Annotated in this window: 18 protein-coding genes; 6 read left to right on the top strand and 12 right to left on the bottom strand. The window is 59.1% G+C overall.

Features of this window, described 5'->3' with window-relative positions:
- The first annotated feature begins 142 nt into the window (after window positions 1-142).
- The gene (locus PROAA_RS01520; protein ID WP_425393990.1) at window positions 143-1,144 is read left to right on the top strand and encodes an integron integrase; all 1,002 of its coding nucleotides are present in this window, start codon (window positions 143-145) and stop codon (window positions 1,142-1,144) included.
- A gap of 49 nt (window positions 1,145-1,193) precedes the next feature.
- Here the strand turns inward: PROAA_RS01520 and PROAA_RS01515 are convergent, their stop codons facing one another.
- The 7 genes from PROAA_RS01515 to PROAA_RS01485 all read right to left on the bottom strand — a co-directional run bounded on the left by PROAA_RS01515 (window position 1,194) and on the right by PROAA_RS01485 (window position 9,289).
- A complete protein-coding gene (locus PROAA_RS01515; protein ID WP_222102041.1) occupies window positions 1,194-1,340 on the bottom strand; it encodes a hypothetical protein in 147 nt (48 codons plus the stop codon).
- Window positions 1,341-1,694: 354 nt separating this feature from the next.
- Complete coding sequence (locus PROAA_RS01510; RefSeq protein ID WP_186409621.1) at window positions 1,695-1,895, bottom strand: hypothetical protein; 201 nt, start codon at window positions 1,893-1,895, stop codon at window positions 1,695-1,697.
- A 338-nt stretch (window positions 1,896-2,233) separates the two neighbouring features.
- Complete coding sequence (locus tag PROAA_RS01505) at window positions 2,234-4,375, bottom strand: FAD-dependent oxidoreductase (RefSeq protein ID WP_186409620.1); 2,142 nt, start codon at window positions 4,373-4,375, stop codon at window positions 2,234-2,236.
- Window positions 4,372-5,337, bottom strand: coding sequence for a hypothetical protein (locus tag PROAA_RS01500; RefSeq protein ID WP_186409619.1), 966 nt, complete (start codon window positions 5,335-5,337; stop codon window positions 4,372-4,374). The genes PROAA_RS01505 and PROAA_RS01500 overlap by 4 nt, the downstream gene beginning before the upstream one ends.
- Complete coding sequence (locus tag PROAA_RS01495) at window positions 5,334-6,731, bottom strand: sodium:solute symporter family transporter (RefSeq protein WP_186409618.1); 1,398 nt, start codon at window positions 6,729-6,731, stop codon at window positions 5,334-5,336. Before PROAA_RS01495 ends, PROAA_RS01500 begins: the two co-directional genes overlap by 4 nt.
- Before the next feature lie 14 nt (window positions 6,732-6,745).
- Entirely contained in the window at window positions 6,746-7,744 is a 999-nt protein-coding gene (gene arsS / locus PROAA_RS01490) for an arsenosugar biosynthesis radical SAM (seleno)protein ArsS (RefSeq protein ID WP_186409617.1), read from the bottom strand.
- A 99-nt stretch (window positions 7,745-7,843) separates the two neighbouring features.
- Entirely contained in the window at window positions 7,844-9,289 is a 1,446-nt protein-coding gene (locus PROAA_RS01485; protein WP_186409616.1) for a bifunctional 2-methylcitrate dehydratase/aconitate hydratase, read from the bottom strand.
- 220 nt (window positions 9,290-9,509) lie between these two features.
- On the opposite strand from PROAA_RS01485, the gene PROAA_RS01480 reads away from it, so the two are divergent.
- On the top strand, window positions 9,510-9,788 hold the full coding sequence (locus PROAA_RS01480; RefSeq protein ID WP_222102040.1) for a helix-turn-helix domain-containing protein: 279 nt from the start codon (window positions 9,510-9,512) through the stop codon (window positions 9,786-9,788).
- A gap of 57 nt (window positions 9,789-9,845) precedes the next feature.
- On the opposite strand, the gene PROAA_RS01475 is transcribed toward PROAA_RS01480, so the two are convergent.
- From PROAA_RS01475 to PROAA_RS01465, 3 genes are read right to left on the bottom strand one after another with little or no spacing between them, the layout of a single operon-like run.
- Entirely contained in the window at window positions 9,846-11,333 is a 1,488-nt protein-coding gene (locus tag PROAA_RS01475) for a LutB/LldF family L-lactate oxidation iron-sulfur protein (protein WP_186409615.1), read from the bottom strand.
- Window positions 11,333-12,016, bottom strand: a complete 684-nt coding sequence (locus tag PROAA_RS01470) for a LutC/YkgG family protein (protein ID WP_186409614.1) — start codon at window positions 12,014-12,016, stop codon at window positions 11,333-11,335. The genes PROAA_RS01475 and PROAA_RS01470 overlap by 1 nt, the downstream gene beginning before the upstream one ends.
- Window positions 12,013-12,789 (bottom strand): (Fe-S)-binding protein, encoded by a 777-nt coding sequence (locus tag PROAA_RS01465; RefSeq protein WP_186409613.1) that lies wholly within the window; start codon window positions 12,787-12,789, stop codon window positions 12,013-12,015. Before PROAA_RS01465 ends, PROAA_RS01470 begins: the two co-directional genes overlap by 4 nt.
- Before the next feature lie 150 nt (window positions 12,790-12,939).
- Here PROAA_RS01465 and PROAA_RS01460 point away from each other — a divergent pair, with 150 nt between their 5' ends.
- Complete coding sequence (locus tag PROAA_RS01460; protein WP_425393989.1) at window positions 12,940-13,722, top strand: GntR family transcriptional regulator; 783 nt, start codon at window positions 12,940-12,942, stop codon at window positions 13,720-13,722.
- 21 nt (window positions 13,723-13,743) lie between these two features.
- Here PROAA_RS01460 and smpB read toward each other — a convergent pair whose 3' ends face one another.
- The gene (gene smpB, locus PROAA_RS01455; RefSeq protein WP_186409611.1) at window positions 13,744-14,190 is read right to left on the bottom strand and encodes an SsrA-binding protein SmpB; all 447 of its coding nucleotides are present in this window, start codon (window positions 14,188-14,190) and stop codon (window positions 13,744-13,746) included.
- Between the two features lie 76 nt (window positions 14,191-14,266).
- Here smpB and PROAA_RS01450 point away from each other — a divergent pair, with 76 nt between their 5' ends.
- Together PROAA_RS01450 and PROAA_RS01445 are read left to right on the top strand one after the other, a co-directional pair.
- Window positions 14,267-14,710, top strand: a complete 444-nt coding sequence (locus PROAA_RS01450; RefSeq protein WP_186409610.1) for a type II toxin-antitoxin system RatA family toxin — start codon at window positions 14,267-14,269, stop codon at window positions 14,708-14,710.
- Window positions 14,703-15,014 (top strand): RnfH family protein, encoded by a 312-nt coding sequence (locus tag PROAA_RS01445; RefSeq protein WP_186409609.1) that lies wholly within the window; start codon window positions 14,703-14,705, stop codon window positions 15,012-15,014. The genes PROAA_RS01450 and PROAA_RS01445 overlap by 8 nt, the downstream gene beginning before the upstream one ends.
- Window positions 15,015-15,040: 26 nt before the next feature.
- Here PROAA_RS01445 and PROAA_RS01440 read toward each other — a convergent pair whose 3' ends face one another.
- Window positions 15,041-15,490 (bottom strand): DUF4124 domain-containing protein, encoded by a 450-nt coding sequence (locus PROAA_RS01440; protein WP_186409606.1) that lies wholly within the window; start codon window positions 15,488-15,490, stop codon window positions 15,041-15,043.
- Window positions 15,491-15,552: 62 nt separating this feature from the next.
- On the opposite strand from PROAA_RS01440, the gene PROAA_RS01435 reads away from it, so the two are divergent.
- Window positions 15,553-15,988, top strand: a 436-nt coding sequence (locus PROAA_RS01435; protein WP_186409608.1) for an IMP dehydrogenase, incomplete at its 3' end; no start/stop codon positions are given.

Genomic DNA, 15,988 nt, shown 5'->3' with positions numbered 1-15,988 from the left:
AACGTTAAGTCTGCCGCCTAATTGACGGGATGTAATGCGTCATGACGGAAAACATCCCGTCAATAGTGCTGTATATAAAAACAGTAAAATGAGCTAAACTGAGTTCAATCATCGGGTTGTTCAAATTTGGTGGAGCCCAAAATTGTCATCAATTACGTCACTTACCGAGGCCATGTCGGCACCCCGGCTTCTTGAGCAGGTCAGGGCACGGATTCGCTTCAAGCACTATAGCATCCGCACTGAGCACACTTACGTGGATTGGATTAAACGATTTATCCGGCATTTTGGCAAGCGGCATCCCAAGGATATGGGGGCCGACGAGGTTCAGTCCTTCCTCACCCATCTGGCTGTAGCCGGTAACGTGGCGGCCTCAACCCAGAACCAGGCAAAGAGCGCATTGCTTTTTCTTTACAAAGAGGTGCTGGCGCTCGAATTGCCCTGGCTGGATAAGGTCGAGGCGGCCAGAACGCCAAAGCGCTTGCCGGTGGTTCTGACGCGGGACGAAGTCATGGCCGTTCTGCTTCGCCTGGAGGGCCGTCATGGATTGATCGCCAGGCTGCTTTACGGCACCGGCTTGCGGATCATGGAATGCCTTCGCCTTCGCATCAAAGACGTGGATTTCGAGCGCGGCGAGATTCTGGTTCGGGACGGCAAAGGAGCGAAGGATCGGGTCACCATGCTGCCTGCAAGCGTGATTCCGGCCCTGCGCGAGCACGTCGAGCGAGTGCGGGAATTGCACCGTCAGGATCTGGCCGCCGGTCATGGCGAAGTGCATCTGCCCTACGCGCTGGATCGCAAATATCCGTCAGCGGGTCGTGAATGGATGTGGCAATACGTTTTTCCTTCGGCAAGCCTGTCGATCGATCCGCGTAAGGGGGTAGTGCGCCGCCATCATGTGCAGGATCAGTCCGTGCAGCGCGCTATCAGGCAGGCGGTGCGTGACGCCGGGATCAATAAGCCGGCTACCCCGCATACCTTCAGGCACAGTTTTGCAACACATTTACTGGACTCGGGTTACGACATCCGCACCGTGCAGGAGCTATTGGGCCATTCGGATGTTTCAACGACGATGATCTACACGCATGTCCTCAATCGCGGCGGGCGCGGGGTGGCCAGCCCGCTGGATCGCATGTCCATCGTGTGAATCGTGCGGCGAGCCAATGAATACGCGCGTCTTCAGGGAAATGCCCTGCTTAAAGACGCCATCTGTGGAAGCGGCTCACCCACTCCAGCAGCTTTTCCGGGGCGTGCGCCTTCTTCCAGTTGCCAGCAACGTACTTGTTGGCTTCGGCCAGCGTCGGGTAGATGTGGATCGTTCCGAGGATCTTGTTCAGGCCCATGTGTGCTTTTCTTGACGTCCAACTGCAGTAGGAATGGCGTGTTCTGCAGCTGCAACATGGAAGCGGGTGACGCGGAGCGCCACGCTCGATGAAAGGGTCAGCCGATGAGCTTGTCGTAGTCGCCATGCGTTCCGACCCAGAACCAATGGACACCGCTCGGTACAGATAGTCCAAGCCCTCGGTAGTGGAGGCCAAGTCGGACGCTGTGGAATCGGCCGCTCCCTACAGTCTTGAAGTGTAGTGAAGGGTGCGATGGGTCTGACTTGAGCAGAGCATAATTTCGGCGTGCGAGGGCTTGAATTTCCGTAGGCAGTGCATCGAAACACTGCCAGAAACGCTTGGATGCCGTGTGTTTCAAAGCGCTCGTGCCGAGCCACTGCTATAGTCGGCAAGAGCCTCTGCGGCCAATCCGTCGAGCTTGCCAGTGGCGGCGTCTTCGCCGATTTTTTTGTCCCATGCACTGGCATCGAATTCGGCGAACCAGTGCCGAAACTCAGCCAGTTCCGAAGGCGGTAGCGACTCTACTGCTTTTTCAATTGATTTCACGTTCTCCATGTTTCCGCTCCAGTCGGGATGCAACAGTAGAAAGTATGCGACAAATCAACGATGCTTGCAGCCTTATCGGCCAATACTCAGTGGGATGTCACCTTCGTGGTGCAGAGATTTCGAATCTGCTCGGATTTGTAACCGGTATCGTCCGTGCATGTGGTGCAACGACACGAGCGCTGGACAGCGACCGCAGTAATTGAGCGTCTTGAGCCTCCCCGAAAATCCAGCGGCTCTTCCGGCTTTTGTTGCGGAGCGCTGGTCGTTGCGTCAGCATCAACGCGGTCATGCGGCGTGATCGACGGCGCTCTGCCGACCGAACGCGAAACTTCAGTCAGTTGCCCTGGCTACAAACGCCATCTGTGGAAGCGGGCCACCCACTCCAGCAGCTTTTCCGGGGCGTGCGCCTTCTTCCAGTTGCCCGCAACGTACTTGTTGGCTTCGGCCAGCGTCGGGTAGATGTGAATGGTGCCGAGGATCTTGTTCAGGCCGATGCCGTGGCGCATGGCGAGAACATATTCGGCAATCAGGTCGCCGGCGTGTTCGCCGACGATGGTGACGCCGAGAATTCTGTCCTTGCCCGGCGCGGTGAGCACTTTGACGAAGCCATGCGCCTCGCTGTCGGCAATCGCGCGGTCGAGATCGTCGATGCCGTAATGGGTGACTTCACAGGGGATGTTGCGCTCCTTGGCTTCCAGTTCGTTGAGGCCGACGCGCGCCACCTCGGGTTCGATGAACGTTGCCCAGGGGATGACCGAGTAGTCAGCGCGGAATTTCTTGAACGGGTCGAACAGCGCATTGACCGCCGCATACCACGCCTGGTGGGCTGCCGTGTGGGTGAACTGGTAGGGACCGGCGACATCGCCCGCGGCGTAGATGTTGGGGTAGCGGGTCTGCAGGAATTCGTTTGTTTCGACCGTGCGATTGGCCGTGATACGCAGCTCCTCCAGGCCGTAGCCCTTGAGATTTGCGACGCGGCCGACGGCGACCAGAACGGCATCGAAGGGGATGCGGACATCCTGGCCTTCGTGTTCGGCGATGAGGATTTTCTCGCCGCCCTCGATCGTGAATTGTTTGGCCTTGTGGTTGAGCAGAACGTCGATGCCTTCAGCGCGAAAACGCGCTGCGACTAGTTCGGAAACCTCCGGGTCCTCGCGCATCAGCAGGCGCGGCGCCATTTCCACCTGCGTCACTTTGGCACCAAGTCGGGCGAAGGCCTGCGTCAGTTCCGAGCCGATTGGGCCGCCGCCGAGAACGACGAGGCGCGCGGGTAACTGGCGCAGTTCCCAGACGGTGTCGGAAGTCAGATAACCGACCTCCTCGATACCGGGGATCGGCGGGACGAAGGGCCGCGCTCCGGCGGCGATGACGATGCTGCGGGCCGACAGCCGTTCGTTCCGGCCATCGTTGCGCACAATGTCCACCTCCCACGGCGAAACCATTTTGGCCGTGCCTTCGATCACCTCGACGCCGAGGCTGGTGTAGCGTTCGGCGGAGTCGTGCGGTTCGACGGTTTGAATGATGCGCTGGACGCGCTGCATGACCTCGGCAAAATCGAAGTCGGCCTTGGCGTCGCGGATGCCGAACTCGGGCGCGCGCCGGATGTGCGAGAGCAGCTTGGCCGAGCGGATCAGCGCCTTGGAGGGAACGCAACCGGTATTCAGGCAATCCCCGCCGAGCTTGTGCTTTTCGACCAGGGTGACTTTGGCCTTGACGGCGGCGGCGATATAAGCGGTGACCAGGCCAGCCGAGCCGCCGCCGATGACCAGCAGGTTGCGGTCGAAATGCGCCGGCTTCTGCCATCCGGCATAGACCTTCTTTGCCGCAATGGCCTCTATAATCTTCTTGGCGATCAACGGGAAGATCCCGAGCAATACGAAGGAGCCGAGTAGTCCGGGTGAGAGGATTCCCGACAGGGATTCGATTTTCGCCAATTGCGTTCCGGCGTTGACGTAGACCAGCGTGCCGGCGAGCATGCCGAGTTGACTGACCCAGTAGAAAGTGCGCGTCTTCATCGGCGTCAGCCCCATCAGCAGGTTGATGACGAAGAAGGGGAAGGCGGGAACCAGTCGCAGGGTAAACAGATAGAAGCCGCCTTCCTTGCCGACTCCGTCGTTGATCGCGCGCAACCGGTCGCCAAAGTTCTGCTGCACCCAGTCGCGCAGCAGAAAGCGCGACGCCAGAAAGGCGAGGGTGGCACCGACCGACGAGGCGAACGAAACGAGTAGCAGCCCCCACAGCAGGCCGAACACGGCGCCGCCGACCAGCGTCATCACCGCCGCGCCGGGGAGCGACAAGCCGGTGACGGCGACATACGCGACAAAATAGAGCAGTGCCGCGGCGACGGGCCGGGCCGCTCGCCAGGACTCGATCGCCTCCTGCTGGCTCTTGAAATAGTCGAGGCTGAGGAAGCGCCCGAGATCGAAGCCAAAATAGGCCGCAATCAGGCCGATCAGGGCGACGATCAGCAGCAGCCGTTTGATGCTCATGCCGTTTCTCCGGTGAGTTCATGACAGAACGCGCGCTCAAGAGTGTACTCCGGACCGTCGGTAATCCGCCGGCAGTACGATTGCCAAGCCGGAGATCCCGGCGGCCAGTTCGCCAGGAAGCTTTCATGCCACGCCTGCGCATCGTAGTGGATCGGCAAGGCGTCGATATGGGTTCGCTTCAAGGGCGTACCGTAAAGGGGCTGGTGCGGCGATGTGCGTACAGCGATGCGCGTCAGCACGCCAAAACTCGTTGCGGAAAAATTGGGCATTCCGGCGGCGCCATTGTTGGCGATCAGCTTGCAGCCATGATAGGGAAAGCGGCGCATCGCAGGCAGGCAGGTGTGGCTGCTGGCAAATACGTCGACCCCGGCGGCAGCGAAGGCCGCAGCCCGCCAGCGATTGTCTTTGACGCTGTCGCGTGTGTTGTCCAGTTCTGCGCCATCGAAGCGCCAGCCGGCCAGGGAGTCCGCATCGCCATGGACGACGCCCACGCGTAGGTCACCTACCCGATAGCGGGCAAACATCGGCAATCCACCGAGTTTGGCCAGCAGCGCCGGGTGCCTTGCAGCGGTGCGCTTGAGGCGTGCATGAATCGCGTTCGAGCGCTCGACCACACAGGCGTCGACGGTCTCCGGATAGGCGCAACCACAACCGGCTTCCGATGAGTTCGAGACGAGTTCGGCTTCGATATTGCCGAGGATGGCGTCGTGCCGCAGAACGCGTTCATTGACCGCGTTGAAGCCTTTGTCGTCGACGTTGAACCAGTTGAAGTCGCCGTTGAAGCACAGCGTCACGGGTCCTGACTCGGCACCGGCGAGGGCATCGATGGCGTCGAGCGCAGGCAGGTTGCCGTAAAGGCCACCGATCACGTATAGGATGTGGGCCTGCCGTTCAGGCGCCTGCGCCAGGGCCGATGCGCCATAACGGTAGCTGAGCGGGCAAATGCGCCCCGCGCCGTTCACGCTGTGTTGCCGGACGCCGCGAGGCGATTTCGGCCGAGGATCGCGGGCAGGCAGAACCCGGCGGTGCACAACACCAGTCCGTAGAGATTGGTGCCGAGCAGGGTGGCATATTTGCCGGTGCCGATCGCCCAGCTTGCCGGGATCAGATTCATGGCCAACAAAATGCCGAGGCCAATCCCGGTCCAGAATGCCAGATGGAACGAAGCCGGCGAGTAGCTGACCCAGCGCGAGAGCAGAAAGATCGGCGCCAGCCCGATGACCATGGTGCCGCTGATCGTCGTCGCTTTCAGAATGTCCGTTCCCGCGATCATCGGCAGGTTGCCGAGGACAGCGAACGAGACCATGGTCAGCGAGCCGATCGTCATCGCCTTTGGCGATGGCAGGCGGCCAGCCAGCAAGGGAAGCTCGCGCGCCACGAGCTTGGACAGAGAGGTGAAGGTTGAGTCGAGGGTCGAGCCGGCCGAAGAGACCATCACCACCAGCATCGCGAAGAATCCGGCGAAGTTCAGGCCGCGTGCGACTTCGGCCGGGACGTTGCTGCTGGCTTTCATACCCTCGAGGTGCGCATGCACGCCGATCAGGCTGAAGGCGAAGATTGCCGCAAAACCCAGCACGCCGGCGACGACAAAGGCGCGCAGCATGGTTTTCTCGCGGGTGATGAAGCCGCGGTCCGTCAGCACCGGGTCGTGAAAGGGATACGAGAGCACTTGCAGCAGGGCGACGAGCAGGAGATCGAGCCCCGAGTTCAGTGCAAAAGTGCCTTGGCTGAGCAACTCGCCGGGAGGATGCGCCGGAAGCACGAAGACCAAGACAACAACGACGCACAAAATGAAGACGATGGCCTGGATGATGTCTGTGAAGATCGAGCTGCGCAGCCCGCCCTTGAGGCTGTAGAAGAGCACGGCTGCGGTGAATATCACGGCCGATGCGATATAGCCGACCGAACCGGATTCGCCATAGTAGCCGCCGACCACGGCGGTGTTGCTCCACACTTCGTTGAACAGACGGATCAGAATGGCTGCCGAAAAGGCCAGTGCCGCACCACGCCCGTATTTTCCAATCAGGAAAGGCACCAACCCGGTGGCACCTTCGCGGGTGCGCAGCCGGTAGATGACGACGCCGGCCAGCGGGATCGAGAGCCAGTAGGTGGCGTAGGCCAGGCCACCGACGATGCCGTAACTGGCACCGAGATTGGCCGCATTGGTGACCGACTTGGCAAAAATCCAGCTGATGAAGATGCTCATCATCAGCGCCCATTCCGAGGCCGGCCGGCCTTGATTGTCGTGACCCCGGAAAAAACCGCCATCATCGGTTGCCCGAGGTGAAACGGCATACATGATGGCGCCGAAGGCGAGCAGGAAACCCCAGAAGAAAAAACCTTGCAGTTCAGGCATGGTCAGGATCTCGATCAGGCTGCACAGGTGGGCGCAGCAACCGTTTCATCGCCCAGTGCACCGCCGCAGCTGGACCCCTGTCCGGCGGTACAACCATAGCAGTGCTCGGCAACGCGAATGGCATTTCCGTCGAGCTGCTCGGCGTTCAGTTCGGAAAGATGCAGGCGTGGCCGGCCGAGTCCGGAAATCGGCAGACGTAACTGCTGGTTGAAATCGCAGTCATACAAGTAACCCTGCCAATCGACCGACAGCAGATTGCGGCACATGACGTGCTGAAGATTTTCTTCGCGGTGGGCGGTACGCAGCAATTGCATGTAGCTGTTGAACTGACCTTTCGAGACGAGCATCGAGCCGAAGCGCTGGATCGGCATGTTGGTCAGCGTGAACAGCTGGTTGAAGACGATGCCGTAGTCCTGCAGCAGATGCGCCTTATAGGCCGCCTCCAAGGGCTCCTGAGGTGGCGGCAGCGTCGGCCCCTGCGGGTTGAAAACAAGATTCAGCAAGAGATCGTTTCCCGGCGTGCCGTAACCGAGCGCGTTCAGGCGCTGCAAGCCCTTGATGCTGGCGGTGAACGTGCCCTTGCCGCGTTGCTTGTCGACGTTCTCTTCGAGATAGCAGGGCAATGAGGCGACGATCTCAACGCGATGCGCCGCCAGAAAATCGGCCAGGTCCTCATGACCCGGCTCTTCCAGGATGGTCAGGTTGCAGCGGTCGATGACCTTGAGGCCACGTGCGCGGGCGGCGACTACCAGATGGCGGAAGTGCGGGTTCAGTTCCGGCGCACCACCGGTCAGATCGAGGATTTTGACTTCGGGGCTGGAAGCGATAAAGGCGATCAGCGCGTCGATGGTTTCCCGGGTCATCTCTTCCTTGCGCTGCGGGCCCGCATTGACGTGACAATGCAGGCAGCTCTGGTTGCAGCGGTAGCCGAGGTTGACCTGCAGAATTTCGACGGATCGCCGATGCAGTGCCGGGAAGTCGGTCTTTACGAGGAGGGGCAGGGTGGCGTGCATTGTTGTTGTCTTTCAGGTTGTTTGCACAAGCTTGGTCGGATTCGAAGGGCATTTCCTTACAGCCCATATCTGCCGCGTGATCCGGCTTCCAATTCGGCCTCAGATTACGTAGAGGTCCACGTATTCATGGACCGGCGTGGACTGTAACCGGGCATGATCCAGCGATACGTCAAGGATGGCCGCTTGCTGACTGGCTGGAAAGCGACGGGCGAGATTACGGCGGAATTTGGCTTCGAGCAGCGGAAGGCCTTCGCTGCGGCGTCGCCGGTGGCCGATCGGGTACTCGACCAGGCGTTCGTCGATGTGGCTGCCATCGTTGAGTTCCACGGACAGCGCATTGGCAATCGAGCGTTTTTCCGGGTCCAGGTAATCCTGGCTGAACCCTGGGTCTTCAAGGCAAACGATCTTTTCGCGCAGGGCATCGATGCGTGGGTCGGCAGCGACATCGTCTTCGTAGTCCGGCGCGCTGAGTCGACCGTAAAGAAGCATTACCGCGACCACATACTGAATGCAGTGGTCGCGATCCGCCGGGTTGTTGAGCGCCCCTTTCTTGTCAATGATGCGCAGGCAAGCGGCGTGGGTGCGGATGGTGATCTTCCTGATGTCTTCAGCTGTCCTGCCCATGGACTTCAGTTGTCCACGAATGGTCATGGCGGCTTCCACTGCGGTCTGGCTATGGAACTCCGCCGGATAGCTGATCTTGAACAGCACGTTTTCCATCACATACGAGCCATAGGGTCGCTGAAACTGGAAGGGCCGGCCTTTGAACGACACGTCATAGAATCCCCAGACCGGCGCTGTGAGGACGCTCGGGTAGCCCATTTCCCCGGCTTGAGCCATCAGCGCCAGGCGCACCGCCCGGCTGGTGGCGTCGCCGGCCGCCCAGCTTTTGCGCGTGCCGGTGTTGGGGGCGTGGCGGTAGGTGCGCAGGGGATGGCCGTCTACCCAGGCCAGCGACACGGCGTTGATCATTTCGTCGCGAGTGAGCCCCAGCAGACCGGCCACCACGGCGGTCGATGCCACTTTGACCAGCACAACGTGATCGAGCCCGACTTGGTTGAAGGAGTTTTCCAAAGCGATGCAACCCTGTATCTCGTAGGCCTTGATCATCGCGCTGAGCACATCCTTCATCAGCAGCGGCTCGCGGCCTGCGGCGACGGCGCCGCGCGACAGCCAGTCGGCCACCGCCAGGATGCCACCCAGGTTGTCGGAAGGATGTCCCCACTCTGCCGCCAGCCAGGTGTCATTGAAGTCTAGCCAGCGGATCATGGAGCCAATATTGAAGGCTGCCTGCACCGGGTCGAGCAGGTAGCCAGTTCCGGGCACCCTGGCTCCCTCGGGAACTACGGTGCCCGGAACGATCGGCCCGAGAAGCTTGCGGCAGGCCGTATACTCCAGGGCCTCCAGGGCGCAACCCAGGGCGTCGATCAGGCTGTGGCAGGCTGTCTCGTAAGCCTGCGGTGACTGGATATCGTATTTCAGAACGTAATCGACGATATCGACCAGAACCTGATCGGGGGATGCATCACTGATTTGTGCAGACATGAAAGATTTTCGTCAAAGCCCTGCGGCAGGGGTACGGTTACCTGTAGAATGCGCGCCTTCTTTACGCAGCACCCGATACGGACCCTGTGGTCCATTTTGACCAGTACGCGCCATTTCACCCTGATATACCGGGCGGGGTCAATCCCGGTCGACAATTGCCATAGCAGCAATTAGGGCGCAAACTGAGCCTCTTTACAGAAAGCAGTGTGGGGATACCCAGATGATCGCATCCATTCTTAAACATCTGAGAGCCAACGGCGAGCAGCTTGATAGCGAGATTTCGCAAGCGCTCAATATCCCGATGGCACAACTGAAAACCCATGTCGCGCAACTCTCCGCTTCGGGCGACGTGATTTGCTGCAAGGTGACGCGTTTCATCGAAGGCAAGAAAATCGAAGGGATCAGTTGCCGCTTGTCATGCGACTTGCCGGCTCCGGCGCGCGGGCGCAAACCCGGTGTGAAAAAAGATCCCAACGCTGACAACAAGTATCCTGAGTAGACGAGGATGCCGTTGCAGGGCTGTTTCAGGTTCCTGTTAAACCTCTCCTTACGCTTTTCACTTTCCGCGTCTGCGCTGCGCTAACAGCTCGTGCATGGTGCGAACGGCAGGCGTCAGTGGCGTGCGGCTGACGGTCCATCCCGATTGAGCCGGTGGTGTCAGGAAACGGAAGCGCGTTGCCAGCCAGCCGAAAGCGCGATAAAGCACCGGGCGCGTATAGAGCGCCGCCCAGCCGGCCCAGACGACATTCATCAGCGTGCTCTTCGCCGCGCCCTGGCCAACCAGCGGGGCATGGCCGGGGCGTGCCTCGTGCGTCGCTTCGCCGCGCAGGCGGATGAGCAGGTCGGGGATCGGGATTTTCACCGGGCAGACTTCCTCGCAGGCGCCGCATAGCGTCGAGGCGGTTGGCAGGGCGTGCGTTGCGGCCAGGCCCATCATGTGCGGCGAGATGATTTCGCCGATCGGGCCGGGGTAGGTGGTGCCGTAGGCGTGACCGCCAATGCGGGTGTAAACCGGGCAATGGTTCATGCACGCGCCGCAGCGGATGCACTGCAGGGTGGCGCGCAGTTGTTCGTCGGTATAGGCCTGGGTGCGGCCATTGTCGAGCAGCACCAGGTGGACTTCCTTGGGGCCGTCGAGTTCGGCGCCGATGCCGTTCTTGTCGCCCGGCTGGCGCGGCCGGCTGATCATGTTGAAGTAGGTGGTGATCGCCTGGCCGGTCGCCGAACGTGTGAGGAGTCCGAAAAGCGGTGGTACATGCTCCAGCTTCTCGACGACCTTTTCAATACCGGTTATGGCGATATGAACGTTCGGCACGGTGGTGCACATGCGGCCGTTGCCTTCGTTCTCGACCAGACACAGCGTGCCGGTTTCGGCAACGGCAAAGTTGACGCCGGACAGGCCGATTTCGGCGGTCATGAATTTTTCGCGCAGCACGGCGCGGCCGATGCCGATCAGTTCGTCGACCGATTCCGTGTATTTGGCGCCCGGCACTTTCTCGGCGAATAGTTTGGCGATCTGCACCTTGGTCTTGTGAATCGCCGGCATGATGATGTGCGACGGCTTCTCGCCGTCAAGCTGGACAATGTATTCGCCCATATCGCTCTCCAGCGCTTCGATACCGGCCGCTTCCATGGCGTGGTTGAGCTCGGTTTCTTCGCTGACCATCGACTTGCCCTTGACCATCAGTTTCGCGGCGTGCTTTTGGGCGATGCCGACGATGATGGCGTTGGCCTGTTGCGCATTTTCGGCCCAGTGAACCTTGACGCCGTTGGCGGTGAGTGTGCGTTCAAGCTGTTCGAGCAGCTCGGGCAGTTTTGACAGGCTGTATTTGCGGACGTGCTCGGCGAGCGCGCGCTGCGCTTCAAACGCTGCAAGGTCCGGAAAGTGCCCCGCTCGCTTGGCCATCAGAAAATCCATGGCGCCGCGGAAACTCTGGCGCAGATGCTGATCGGATACGGCTTCGGTAGTGCGATTCTTGAATTCGCTGGCCGGGATGAAACTGAGTGGCTGGGTGTTCTCCTGAAGATTCTGCACTGCGTTCATCACAGCTCCTCCTCATTGACCAGCAGCAAGACGACCAGTTCTTTCGGTCCGTGAGCCCCATATGCCAGCGTGATCTGGATGTCGGCCGTCTTGGACGGGCCGGAAATCAGCAGGGCATTGCTTGGCATCGGGCTGGACGGGTCGCTCCAGCCCTGAGTGGTCATCGCATCGAACAGCGTATCGTGAAGCTGGTCCGAGTCCAGGAGGGCAAAATGGATTGGTGGCACGAGGGACATCAGGCGCGGTTCTCGTGCGTCAGGCCAAACGATCAGGGTGCCGGTTTCAGCGATGCCGCCGCGCGTCGAGGTGAACCCGGCATCGGTATCGCGAAATAGCTCGGTCTTCCATTCATCAACCGGGCGGTCGTATGGCTTCAAGCCATTGATGCCAGCGGCTTCAAGTGCTGCTGCATGCGGCGAGTGCGAGCCGTAGAGCAGCGAGTTGACGTTCTTGGCCGCACACAGTCCCTGCAAGGTCTTGGCCCAGTTGGCGTGCGTAACGCGGACGACTTCGCCGCGCCAGAAAGCCATTTTCTCGCAAAAACGCTCGATTCGCTGCGTACGGTTCTCCTGTGGCGAATTGCTGCGGACAGCGGCGTAGAAAGCATTAATGTCGGGAGGCAGTATTGGTTTGCCTTTCGGCGCGGAACGCAAACGCCGGAGGATGTTGTCCCGGGCGCTCATGCTTTTTCTCCCTTCGGAGCCAGGCGCTCACACAGAAAACTGGCCAGATGTCGGCCCTGGAAGGCATCCCCACGCTTCTGCAGGGTCGTGTTGATGTTCATCATGCAGCCGCAATCGGCCGAAATAAAAGCTTCGGCACCGGTTTCCTTGAGCGCGTCTGCCTTGTCGCCGGCCATTGCCGATGAAATCGACGGGTGCTTGAGCGAGAAGGTTCCGCCAAAACCGCAGCATTCGGATTCATGGTGCTGCAAGGCAACGTTGACATTGGGCAGTTGTGCGAGCAGGGCGCGTGCGTGTTCATGCGTTCCCATCTCCCGGCGTGCAGCGCAGGAGGTATGTAACGTCACCGTCGTTGGCTTGCCAGCATCCTTCCACTGTACCTTGAGTACATTGAGCAGGAATTCGGAAAGTTCGAAAACCCGCTCGGCCAGTGCTTTGGCTTTGGCTTTCAGTTGGGGTTCGTCGGCAAAGAGCTTGGGGTAATGATGACGCATGATGCCGGCACAGGAGCCGGAAGGAATGACCACAGGCCAATCTTCTGAAAAGAGCCGCATCTGCGTCAGCGCCACCGCGCGTGCTTCGTTGGCAAAGCCGCTGGTGTAGGCGGGTTGTCCGCAGCAGGTCTGATCTTCCGGGAAATGCACAGTGATGCCTTCGCGCTCAAGCAAAGTGATGGCATCCATTCCAGCCTCAGGGCAAAAAAGGTCGACGAGACAGGTGGCATAGAAATAGACATCTGTCGGGCGCTGACTGTATCGATTGCCTCTCTCCATGGCGGCTCCTGTGGTTAATTGGTAAGACCAAAAGTCTTGTCGAGGAATGTAAGGTACTTCGGGCATTTCGTCAACGTTGTAGGGCAAGATGTTTCGGCTTGCGATATTTTTCCTGCCGCCCTAAAATCATGTGGTCTTACCAATCTAGGGGTGGCTTTGTCGAAGCTTAAAACTCAGGTTCAGGTACCGCGCATCTCCGATGTCGTTGCGGCCTCCCTTGAACGACGTATCCTTGAAGGCTCGTTAAAGCCGGGTGACCGTTTGCCTCCCGAACGCGAGTTGGCCATTGAATTGGGTGTGTCGCGCCCATCGTTGCGCGAAGCGATTCAGAAGCTGGTATCCAAAGGCATGGTGCAAAGTCGGCAGGGCGGCGGTACGTTCGTGACCGACCGGCTTGAGTCGACTTTCTTCGATCCGTGGCATGAAATGATGGGTACGCATCCGATGCTGCGTGAAGACCTGCTCGAATTCCGCCGCATGCTCGAAGGGCAGGCCGCAGAATGGGCTGCCGAGCGGGCGACCGAAGCCGATCTGGTCCGCCTGAAACAGGCTTTTACTGCGATGAATGCCGCTTTTGATTCCGATGATCTTGCCCGTAGTTCCAGCGCCGACATTGCCTTCCATCAGGCCATCGGGGAAGCCAGTCACAACGTACTGATTGGTCAAATCACGGCTGCGCTTCTGCGCCTGATGCACGACCATATCCATGTCAATCTCGGTGAATTGAAAAAGATCCCGACTGCAATTTCTCTGCTGAAAAACCAGCACGCCGCGATTTTTACCGCGATTTGCGACGCCAAGCCGGTAGTCGCTCGTGCTGCGGCAGAAACGCATATCGACTATGTTCGTGCGTCGCTGACGGAGTCCTTGCGTTCTGTAGTCAGGCGGGAAACGGCCGCCCGGCGTTTGAATGCCGAATTTGCCGAAACATGAGCACTTCGATCAACTGGGTCTTCATGCCTTGACGCGCATCAGGCGCGCCTTCTCTCGATCCCAGTCCCGCTCCTTTTCGGACTCGCGCTTGTCGTGTTGCTTCTTGCCTTTGGCCAGGCCGATTTCAAGCTTGATTCGGCCGCGCGTGAAGTGCAGATTCAATGGTACAAGCGTATAACCGGCGCGTTCGACCTGGCCGATCAACTTGCTGATCTGATTTGCGTGGAGCAGCAATTTGCGTGTGCGGATCGGGTCTGGATGCACGTGAGTCGACGCCTCCGGCAATGCCGTGATGTGCATCCCGAAGAGGAAAACCTCGCCACTACGGATGACGACATAGGACTCCTTGATGTTCGCGCGCCCAGCCCGGATTGCCTTGACCTCCCAACCCTGGAGCGCAATGCCGGCCTCGAATCTCTCTTCGACGAAATAGTCGTGGAAGGCTTTCTTGTTGGCGATGATGCTCATGATGCGGCTCTCAGTGGTTATCGAGCGAGAATGCTAGAATGCAGGATTCTACAGGATTCGCAAGGCGCGGCTAACGATGGCGATGGTTGAGAAATCGGTACTGATCGAGCGTTCGGCGCAACAGATGTTTGACCTCGTCGACGATGTCGAGGGCTATCCTGGGTTTTTGCCCTGGTGCAGCCGGACCCGGGTCGAGTTCCGGGATGAAAAAAAGACGGTGGCTACACTGCACGTCAACTATCGCAGCGTCAAAACGCACTTCACCACGGAGAACGAGAAGGAAATTCCACTGAGCATGAGCATCAAACTCATTGATGGCCCGTTTCGCAGGCTCGAAGGGATATGGTATTTCAAACCGTTGACCGACAATGCCTGCAAAATCGAATTCAGGCTTTCTTACGAGTTTTCCAGCAAGGTTTTTGAAAAGGTCATCGGCCCGGTTTTCAGCCAGATCGCGAACACCTTCGTTGACGCATTTGTCATGCGAGCCAACCAGTTCTATGGGGTTTCGAATGCCTGAACCGATTCGCGTCGAAGTGGTTTACCCCTTGCCGCAGGAACAGGAGATCTTTTCCATCCAGATGCCCGCAGGGGCGACCGTGCGCCAAGCCGTTGAAGCTTGCGGCGTGCTGCAGAAATATCCCGAGATCGATCTTGCCAATAACAAGCTTGGTGTCTTCGCCAAGCTTGTCAAGCCGGATGCGCCATTGCGCGATCGGGATCGCGTGGAAATCTACCGGCCGTTGATTGCCGATCCGAAGGAAGTGCGCAAGCAGAGGGCGGCAGACGGCAAGGCCATGAAAAAAGGTGCGGCAGAACTATAAGGCGTGCTTCACCAAGACGCGTACCTTTACCTGCAATTCGAGCCGATGTCTTGGCGCGCCTTCGTAATTTCCTTTTCACGTTGCGCATCATCCATGTAATAACGCTCACCCTTGTCGTCATGCATGGAGATTCGTTCGCCGGATTCAAGTGCCTGCAAGCGACGTCGCGTGTTATCACAGTATTGCTGCTTTTCGGCTGAAGCGGATTGCTCCTTCTGCGCTTTCTCAGCACTTTCCTGGGATTCTTTCTGGCGCTTGCGGAATTCCAGGTCTCGATCAGCCAGCGTCTTCTGCGTTGCAGAGCTTGCGGCGGGGGAGGGCGCATGAATCTTCTGCGGCTGGCCAGGAGCTCCGATTGGGGGCTTGTCCGAATAGATCGTCTTTCCGTTCTCATCCTTCCACTGGTAAACCTGAGCGTTTACGCCGGCTGCGGCGAAGAGAGCGGTTACGGCGAGAGTAAAGACAAATCGTTTCATGGTCATCCGGTCCTAGCAAGGCATACGGTATAATACTTATTTGTGACCCAGGATCATAGGCCATGCGTTTAATTCAGAGGGCATTAACGTTTGATGATGTCCTTCTCGTGCCAGCACACTCCGAGGTCCTGCCTCGCGATGTCAGTCTCCGAACCCGCCTGACACGCAACATTTCTCTCAATATGCCACTTGTGTCCGCAGCCATGGACACCGTTACCGAAGCGCGTCTTGCCATTGCATTGGCGCAGGAGGGCGGCATCGGCATCGTACACAAGAATCTCAGCCCGAAAGCCCAGGCGTCTGAAGTGGCGAAGGTCAAGCGTTTCGAGTCGGGCATTTTGAAAGATCCGATTACTGTCCCACCCACCATGTCGGTGCGGGAGGTTTTCGAATTGACCGTATTGCACAAGATTTCCGGTTTCCCCGTGCTTGAAGGCAAGGTTGTCGTCGGTATTGTGACCAACCGCGACTTGCGCTTCGAAACCAACCTCGATCAAC

The organism is Candidatus Propionivibrio aalborgensis, assembly GCF_900089945.1.
Lineage (GTDB): Bacteria > Pseudomonadota > Gammaproteobacteria > Burkholderiales > Rhodocyclaceae > Propionivibrio > Propionivibrio aalborgensis.
This window is presented reverse-complemented; position numbering and strand designations above follow the sequence as displayed.